Annotated in this window: 5 protein-coding genes; 3 read left to right on the forward strand and 2 right to left on the reverse strand. The window is 59.4% G+C overall.

All coding sequences use genetic code 11. The annotated features are described in order from the left end of the window. The first annotated feature begins 241 nt into the window (after positions 1–241). The 3 genes from proS to ACTO5E_RS09145 all read left to right on the forward strand — a co-directional run bounded on the left by proS (position 242) and on the right by ACTO5E_RS09145 (position 4,046). Entirely contained in the window at positions 242–1,681 is a 1,440-nt protein-coding gene (gene proS / locus ACTO5E_RS09135; protein ID WP_482303122.1) for a proline--tRNA ligase, read from the forward strand. Positions 1,682–2,054: 373 nt separating this feature from the next. Next, positions 2,055–3,173, forward strand: coding sequence for a Gfo/Idh/MocA family protein (locus ACTO5E_RS09140; protein ID WP_482303123.1), 1,119 nt, complete (start codon positions 2,055–2,057; stop codon positions 3,171–3,173). 21 nt (positions 3,174–3,194) lie between these two features. After that, the gene (locus tag ACTO5E_RS09145) at positions 3,195–4,046 is read left to right on the forward strand and encodes a sugar phosphate isomerase/epimerase family protein (RefSeq protein WP_482303124.1); all 852 of its coding nucleotides are present in this window, start codon (positions 3,195–3,197) and stop codon (positions 4,044–4,046) included. A 526-nt stretch (positions 4,047–4,572) separates the two neighbouring features. Here ACTO5E_RS09145 and ACTO5E_RS09150 read toward each other — a convergent pair. Both ACTO5E_RS09150 and ACTO5E_RS09155 read right to left on the reverse strand, forming a co-directional pair. Continuing rightward, positions 4,573–6,159, reverse strand: a complete 1,587-nt coding sequence (locus tag ACTO5E_RS09150; protein ID WP_482303126.1) for a methyl-accepting chemotaxis protein — start codon at positions 6,157–6,159, stop codon at positions 4,573–4,575. Between the two features lie 51 nt (positions 6,160–6,210). Continuing rightward, positions 6,211–7,443 carry an extracellular solute-binding protein gene (locus tag ACTO5E_RS09155; protein WP_482303128.1) on the reverse strand — a complete coding sequence of 411 codons (1,233 nt, stop codon included), beginning with the start codon at positions 7,441–7,443 and terminating at the stop codon, positions 6,211–6,213. Positions 7,444–7,851 lie beyond the last annotated feature (408 nt).

The following is a 7,851-nucleotide window of genomic DNA, read 5'->3' on the forward strand; positions in this document are numbered from 1 at the left end:
TCCCATAACGCGCTGCCTCCCTTCGTGTAAACTCCGGGAAATGAAGCACCCCCTTTCGGGTGAAGTGGCTAACCACCTTTATCGCGTACTCACGCAGAAAGTATCCTCTATGTAAGCCCCCATTACCGGGGCTTCTTTTATTATTACTGCCCCTTTCGCGGCTTGTCAGCAAAAACCCCTTGCAAAACCCCGGCACAGCCGCTATAATTAGGGAAAAAGCGAAAAAGAGAGGACGGTTATCATGGCGCAGCAGAAAAAGAAGGTGGAGGACATCACCTCCATGGAGGTTGACTTTGCCCAGTGGTACACAGACGTGGTGAAAAAGGCGGAGCTGGCGGACTATTCCAGCGTGAAGGGCTGCATTGTGTATGAGCCCTACGGCTATGCCATTTGGGAGAATATTCAGCGGGAGATGGACGCCCGCTTTAAGAAGCTGGGCGTGCAGAATGTGGCCATGCCCATGCTGATTCCCGAGAGCCTTTTGCAGAAGGAAAAGGACCACATTGAGGGCTTTGCCCCGGAGTGCGCGGTGGTCACCCGGGGGGGCGGCGAGGAGCTGAGCGAGAAGCTGTATGTGCGGCCCACCAGCGAGGTGCTGTTCTGCGAGCACTATCAGAAGGTGATTCACTCTTACCGGGACCTGCCCAAGCTCTATAACCAGTGGTGCTCGGTGATGCGGTGGGAGAAGACCACCCGGCCCTTTTTGCGGGGCATGGAGTTTTTGTGGCAGGAGGGCCACACCATGCACGAGACTGCGGAGGAGGCTCAGGAGTTCACCCTGAAGATGCTGCGGCTGTATGAGGAGGTCTACCGGGACGCGCTGGCGATTCCCCCTGTGGTGGGCAGGAAGACCGAGAAGGAGAAGTTTGCCGGGGCTGAGGCCACCTATACTTTGGAGCCCATGATGCACAACGGCGTGGCCCTGCAGGGGGGCACCACCCATTATTTTGGGGACGGCTTCTCGAAGGCCTTTGACATCAGCTTTACCGGGCGGGACAACCAGCTCCATGCCCCCCACCAGACCTCTTGGGGCATGAGCACCCGGCTGGTCGGCGCGGTGATTATGGTGCACGGGGACGACAACGGCCTGGTGCTGCCCCCCCGCATTGCCCCCATTCAGGTAGTGATTGTGCCCATTGCCCAGCACAAGCCCGGGGTCTTAGAAAAGGCGGCGGAGCTGCGGGACAGGCTCAGCGAAAACTTCCGGGTGAAGCTGGACGGCAGCGACAACTCCCCGGGGTGGAAGTTTGCCCAGTATGAGATGCAGGGGGTGCCGCTGCGGATTGAAATTGGACCCAAGGACATGGAGCAGAGTCAGTGTGTGCTGGTACGCCGCGACAACGGGGAGAAGGCTGTTGTACCGCTGGACGGCTTGGAAGCGACTGTGGCAAACTGCCTGGACATCGTTCATGACAGCATGCTGCACAGGGCCCAGGAGAACTTTGACTCGAAGACCTTTGCGGCCCATGACCATGCGGAGTTTTTGGACATTGCCGCCCATAAGCCGGGCTTTATCAAGGCCATGTGGTGCGGGGACAGCGCCTGCGAGGACCGGCTGAAGGAGGAGACCGGCGGCGTGAAGAGCCGGTGCATTCCCTTTGAGGAGGAGCACATCAGCGATGTGTGCGCCTGCTGCGGCAAGCCTGCCAAGCATATGGTGTATTGGGGACGGCAGTATTAAGAAGCGATACCAAGTAGGAATGGCGCAAGGATTTTCGAGAGGATTTTGTGGGATTTCAGGGGGACGCCGCAAGAGAGGCCGTTGCTTTTCGAGGCTTTTCAAAGCGCGAAGCCCGCGAAATTCATCGAAAGGATTTGCGCCATGCTTTATTGGTACGGCCTTGAACAGGCTTTATGTAAACTAACCAAACCGCTTGTTTGAGGACAAGCCAAGTTTTCCAATAATCCAGCTGTCGAACAAATTATTTCTATAAAAATCACAAAATAGAGCTTTACTTTTTCTTCCTCTTGCGGTACAATAGACTTGTAATCAATATGCGGCGTCCTCCCCATTCGGAGAACACAGCATATGAAAAATAGGAGGATTGATTCCCATGGCTAAATTGAAGATTGGTTTCATCGGCTGCGGCGGCATTGCCAACCAGAAGCATCTGCCCGGCATGTCCCAGCAGACAGAGTATGTTGACCTGTGCGCTTTCTGCGACCTGATTCCCGAGCGCGCCGAGAAGGCCGCCAAGGAGTATGGCACCCCTGACGCCAAGGTCTACACCGACTATCATGAGCTGCTGGCCGACCCCAGCATTGACGCTGTGCATGTGCTGACCCCCAACATCGCCCACTGCGAGATTACCGTGGCCGCTCTTGAGGCCGGCAAGCATGTTCTGTGCGAGAAGCCCATGGCCGCTACCCCCGAGGACGCCCAGAAGATGCTGGACGCCCGGGACCGCACCGGCAAGATGCTGACCATTGGCTATCAGTACCGTCATTTCCATGAGAACGCTGTTGCCCGCAAGGTTGTTGCTGACGGCTGGCTGGGCGATATCTACTACGCGGAGGCCACCTACCTGCGCCGCCGGGGCGTGCCCACCTGGGGCGTGTTCACCGACAAGTCCAAGCAGGGCGGCGGTCCCCTGATTGACATTGGCACCCATGCGCTGGACAACACCCTGTTCCTGATGAACAACTATGACGTGGACTATGTAGTCGGCACCTCCTTTGAGAAGCTGGGCCGTCTGCTGGACCCCGAGCATCAGGGCCAGAACAACTGGATGGGCGACCCCGACCACTGGAACAACGAGACCTATGACGTGGAGGATTCCGCGGTAGGCCAGATTAAGATGAAGAACGGCGCTGTGATTAACCTGCGTGCCTCTTGGGCGCTGAACATGGCTGAGAAGGCTGGCTGCGACAACCAGGCCCACACTCTGCTGTGCGGCACCAAGGGCGGTCTGGACACCCTGGAGGGCCGTGTCCGCCTGAACCACATTGTGGCCAACCAGCAGACCATCTCTTGGGTGGGCGAGCAGGTTCGGGGCTACATTCCCGGCTTCAGCCAGGGCCCCGCTCCCCTCTCTAAGGAGCATGACATTTGGGTGAAGGCTCTGCGGGGCGAGGGCGAGCTGTTTGTCACCGCCGACCAGGCCTTTGTGGTCACCAAGATTCTGGACGCTATCTATCAGTCCTCCAAGACCGGCCAGGCCATTAAGTTTTAAGGCGGCGGCGAGGTAGAGAGCATGGAAAATATCAATCTGCAACTGTATTCCTTTGGCCATGACTGCCCGCTCTCCGCTGTGGAGAAGATCAAGAAGGCCGGCGAGATGGGATACGCTGGCGTGGAGTTTGCCCAGGACTATAAGGATGTGCCTGTTGAGGACATTAAGAAGGCCTTGGAGGAGGCGGGCGTTAAGGCTGTCTCCGCCCATGTGCCCTTTGAGATGATGGGCGAGCATCTGCCCTATCTGGCCCAGCTGGGCGTGAAGTATGTTGCCTGCCCCATGACCTCCTTCTGCGACGCGGAGGAGGCCAAGGAGGTGGCTGCCGAGCTGAACAAGTGGGGCGCTGAGGCCAAGAAATATGGCATTACCATTGGTTATCACAACCACACCCAGGAGTTCAACAAGGACCAGGACAAGTACCTGTTCGACTGGGTGATGGAGAACACCGACCCGGAGACCGTGGCCTTTGAGATTGACTGCGGGTGGGCCTCTGCGGCGGGCATTGACCCGGTGGAGTACATTAAGGCCCATGCCGGGCGTATTGCGGCCATTCACATTAAGGAGAACGGCGCGGTGATTGGCCCGGACCCGGCTGCTTCCCGGAAGAATCCTCCGGAGTGGCCCAAGTTCGAGCTGGATGAGAACGGCAAGCCCATCTTCCCCCCTGAGTTCATTGCGAAGATGCAGGAGCGGGACAAGCTGAATGTTCCCACCGGCAGCGGCATTGTGGACTGGAAGGCCGTCAAGGCGGCGGCTGACGCTCAGCGGGACGGCGTGATTTATGTGGTAGAGCGCGAGGCCAGCTATGACGGCAAGAGCCGGATTGACTGCCTGAAGGAGGACGTTGCCTGGCTGAAGGCGAATGTCTGATTGTGCCCCATGAGAAGGGCGCTGCCTGCGGGCGGGGCTCTTCATAGACAGTTATATTTGGGAAACGGCGTGGCTTTCGGGCTATGCCGTTTCTCTATTCTGTAGGGTGTGGGCAGGCAGCTGGCGATTGCTGTGGCGTGCTGCTGTCAATCAAACAAGGTGATATCTCGCGGCGTGGGTGTGCCTGCGCAGCTGCGTTTACTATATGGTCTGTATGCGCGTGGACGGCGGCGTTTGTGGGGGTGCGCCCTGCCGGGGCGTGTTCGCATATGATTTGGGAGTGGATTTTTGTCAGATTCATGGCAGGAATTTGCAGGTGTGCCCGCATACTGCAAGAGTATTCATGGCAAAAATCTGCCCAGAAAGCGTTGCACTGGCCCTGGTTTGCTTTCAGGTCAGTGGTTTTATGATGAGTTTGCGGGGATGCTTTGGTTTTGCCGGTTATATCTGCGTATCAAAAGGGGCTCCATACCTTTTGAGTATGGAGCCCGTTTGTGCGTCGTTATATTGGGGGCGTGGGACCGGTTTATAGGTTTGCCAGGGATTCCATCTGCTTTTGGAGCTCGCCGACAATCTCCTCATTGGTGGACATCCCTTCTGTGATGCCGGCCATGTCCTCCACCAGGTCCTGGGTGCGGCCTGCCGCGCCGTTTACGCCCTCGGCCGCGCCGTTGATGGCGTTGGAAATGTTGGCGATGGAGCCCGCCACCTCGTCCATGGCGGCGCCCAGACGCTCTACCCGGCTGTTGAAGGCCTCGATGCTGCCCTCAACATAAATCGCGTCGTCCCGGTACTGCTTGCCGGAGGCGGCTGAGCGTTGGAACTGTTCCAGGACGGTGTGTCCCAGATACTCCACCAGCTCCTGGGCGCTGCCGGACAGATAGTCGACTGCCCCGGTGACCACGCCGCTCACCCGCTGGATGTGCCCGGCGGTCTCGGCGCAGGAGTCGGCCAAGCTGCGGATCTCTTGGGCCACCACGGCAAAGCCTCTGCCTGCCGCCCCGGCCCGGGCCGCCTCAATGGAGGCGTTGACGGCAATCAAGTCGGTAGAGGAGGAGATGGACAGGATGTCTTTTGTGAGGCTGCTGATCTCCTCCACGCTTTTGCTCTTTTCAATGGCTGAGCTCAGCTGGGAGACGATCTCTTGGGTGCGGGCGCGGACTGACTCCATATTCTCCCGGGCGGTCTCCTCCACTGCCTCCGCCCGCCCCCGCATTTCTACCGAATAGGCTGTGATGGCGGCGCACTCCTCCGCCATGTCCCGGGCGTCGGCACGGGTTCCGGCCGCGCTGCCGTTGATGGTCCCCGCGCTGCTGGAGACCTCCTCCAACGCGGCGGAGAGCTGGGAGGTGAGGCTGGAAAGGGCCTGCACGCTGCCGCTGGAGCTGTGGATGCGGTCGTGCACCTGCCCCACCACCCCGCCCAGACGCTGGGAGCTGTCCTGCAGGGTGCCCATGGCCTGGCGGATTGGGGCGATGACGTACCTTTTTATAATGCGGAACGCCGCAGCCACCAGGACGACGCCGGCGGTCAGGGTGCAGGCGCTGATGATCAGCGAGGTCAGGTACACGAAAAACAGGTTATCACGGGCTGTGTCCGCCTGGACGCTGACAGAGGCGGACAGGGCGTCGATCCATCCCTCCGCCGCGCTGCCGTAAGAGGCTACGTCTCCGTTGGCCATGGCGTAGGCCTCTTGGGTTTTGCTGTCGGCACTGGCGCACACCAGCTTGACCAGGGCATGCTTGAAGGAGGCGTAGTCCGCCAGAAGCGACTGATAGGCCTCCTGCTCCTCCTTTGGGACAAAGCTTTCGTAGGCGGCCAGCTGTTCGTCCAATGCCGCCTCCTCATCCTTGATCTCCTGGACCAGACGGATCATGGTGCTGTGGTCCGCCGCCACAATATGGGACAGGGCCAGCCGGTGTATCCCCATCATGGACCGCCGGATCTCTTCCAGCTTGGTCTCGCTGGCCATGTAGGTGTCGACGATTGTGTTGGCCTTGGCGTTGACATTGTTGACGCCAAACACGGCCGCTATGTTGGAAAGCAGCGCCACCAGGCCCAGCAGAACAATGGGCAGAATCAGGCGCTGCTGTAGGGTCAGCTTGCCTTTCATGGGAATCCCCTCCGAGTCATATTTTTGCATCTGTGCCGCCGGGCTAGCCCCCTATCGGGCTGTGACCCCTTCTACCAGCCGGTCCAGCTGCTCTTGTAAGGGGACGCCGTCAGGGTTGCCCAGGGCCATGTTTCCGGCGAACTCGGTGACCGGGTCCCAGAATTTTCCCCCCACCCGCTGCAGCTGGGAAAACTCGGACTGGGCCAGCAGGGCCGCAATGGCAGGGGAGCTTTGGACCTCGGGGGAATTGGCGGCGCGTATGTTGGAGGGCCCCTGCCCCCGCACCGCGAAACGGCGGGCCTGGCCGTTCTCGCTGGTGATCCACTCGGCCAGGCGGGCCGCCCACTCCGCCTCGGGCGAATAGGCGTTGACCCCGATGAGCTTGCAGCCGGAGAAGGAGGCCATCTGGATTTCCTGGCCGGCGCAGGTAAAGGCGGGCAGCTTGGCGGCTCCGGTGTTCTCGCCCCAGGCCTCTTCTACCGCCACGGCGTTCCACACGCCGCTGACCCCTGCCGCCACGGAGCCGTCCTGCACCCCGGCCAGAAAGTCCGTGTCTACCCGGCTGGCAAAGCCTGGACTGGCCGCAATGTCCAGCATGGCCTGGGCCACGTCTACCCCGCGGATGGGCCCCTCGGAGTTGTTCCAGGTACAGGTGTTGGTGATGCCGTCGTCGTTGATGCGCACCTCCATGCCGGTGTTGCCGAAAAAGGCGTACACATACCAGGCGGAGGACCAATCCATGGTCACCAGCTTGCCGGCCTCTGCCGCCGCTTCTACCAGGCGGTTGAAGCTTTGCACGTCCTCGTCGGAAAAATAAGCCTTATTATAGTATAGAAAATAGCCGTTGTCTGCTGTGAGGGGGTAGGCGTAGAGCTTGCCGTCCACACTGGCCGCTTCTACCGCGGCAGGTAGATTGGCGCTGCTGACGGCCGCCGTGTCCTCTAAGGGGGCCAGCGCCCCGGCCGCTGCCAATGCCGCCAGCTGGTCGTCCGCAAAGGCGAACACGTCCGGCCCGCCCTCCAGGCCGGCCAGCAGGGCGTCTTTGCAGCCTGACTCGCTTTGAGGCTGGTAGGTGATTTCAAAATCCGCCTGGCCCGCATACTGCTGTTGAAAGGAGGCGAAAAGCTCGTTGAGCAGCGCCTCATCCTCTTCGGCACCCCACACGGTCAGGGCCACTGTACGGGAGGCGGGCGGCTCCTCCTGGGGCTGGGGTTTTTGACCGGTACAGGCAGTCAGCAAAAGCAATATGCCTGCGGCCAGCAAAAGAAAGCTTTTCCGAACCATGAACCATCATGCCTTTCTGTGATGTTTGAAGGCCGCGCCTGCCGGTTTCTGCGTTTGGCCTGGGCAGGACGCGGCTGTGATATAGGATACCATTCGATGGGAGTTTTCCGGTTCTTTTATAGAGGGAAACTCCCTTGGTTTGTATATTATAGCATAGCTCCAAGCCGCTTTGCGTATTGGGAAATCGCTGCCGCGATTTCTAAAACTACTTCGCAGTTTCGGCTCTACTGAAATGTCATATGGACATTATAGCATATTGTCGCCTTTCTGGCAAGTCTTGAATCATGGGGGGCTTGGGCTTCGGTTCTTTTTGGGGAGCTATGGAAAAAGCCGGCCCTGCGTTCAGGGCCGGCTTTTTTGTTTTGTGTGATGGGGGGCGGGCTTAGGGCTTTTTTTAAAAACCGGAAA

It is taken from the genome of Acutalibacter sp., assembly GCF_056800975.1.

Bases quoted from the DNA above. Each gene is read 5' to 3' on its own strand.
- proS (WP_482303122.1), top strand. From the start codon at position 242: ATGGCGCAGCAGAAAAAGAAGGTGGAGGACATCACCTCCATGGAGGTT.
- ACTO5E_RS09150 (WP_482303126.1), bottom strand. From the start codon at position 6,159: ATGAAAGGCAAGCTGACCCTACAGCAGCGCCTGATTCTGCCCATTGTT.
- ACTO5E_RS09155 (WP_482303128.1), bottom strand. From the start codon at position 7,443: ATGGTTCGGAAAAGCTTTCTTTTGCTGGCCGCAGGCATATTGCTTTTG.
- ACTO5E_RS09145 (WP_482303124.1), top strand. From the start codon at position 3,195: ATGGAAAATATCAATCTGCAACTGTATTCCTTTGGCCATGACTGCCCG.
- ACTO5E_RS09140 (WP_482303123.1), top strand. From the start codon at position 2,055: ATGGCTAAATTGAAGATTGGTTTCATCGGCTGCGGCGGCATTGCCAAC.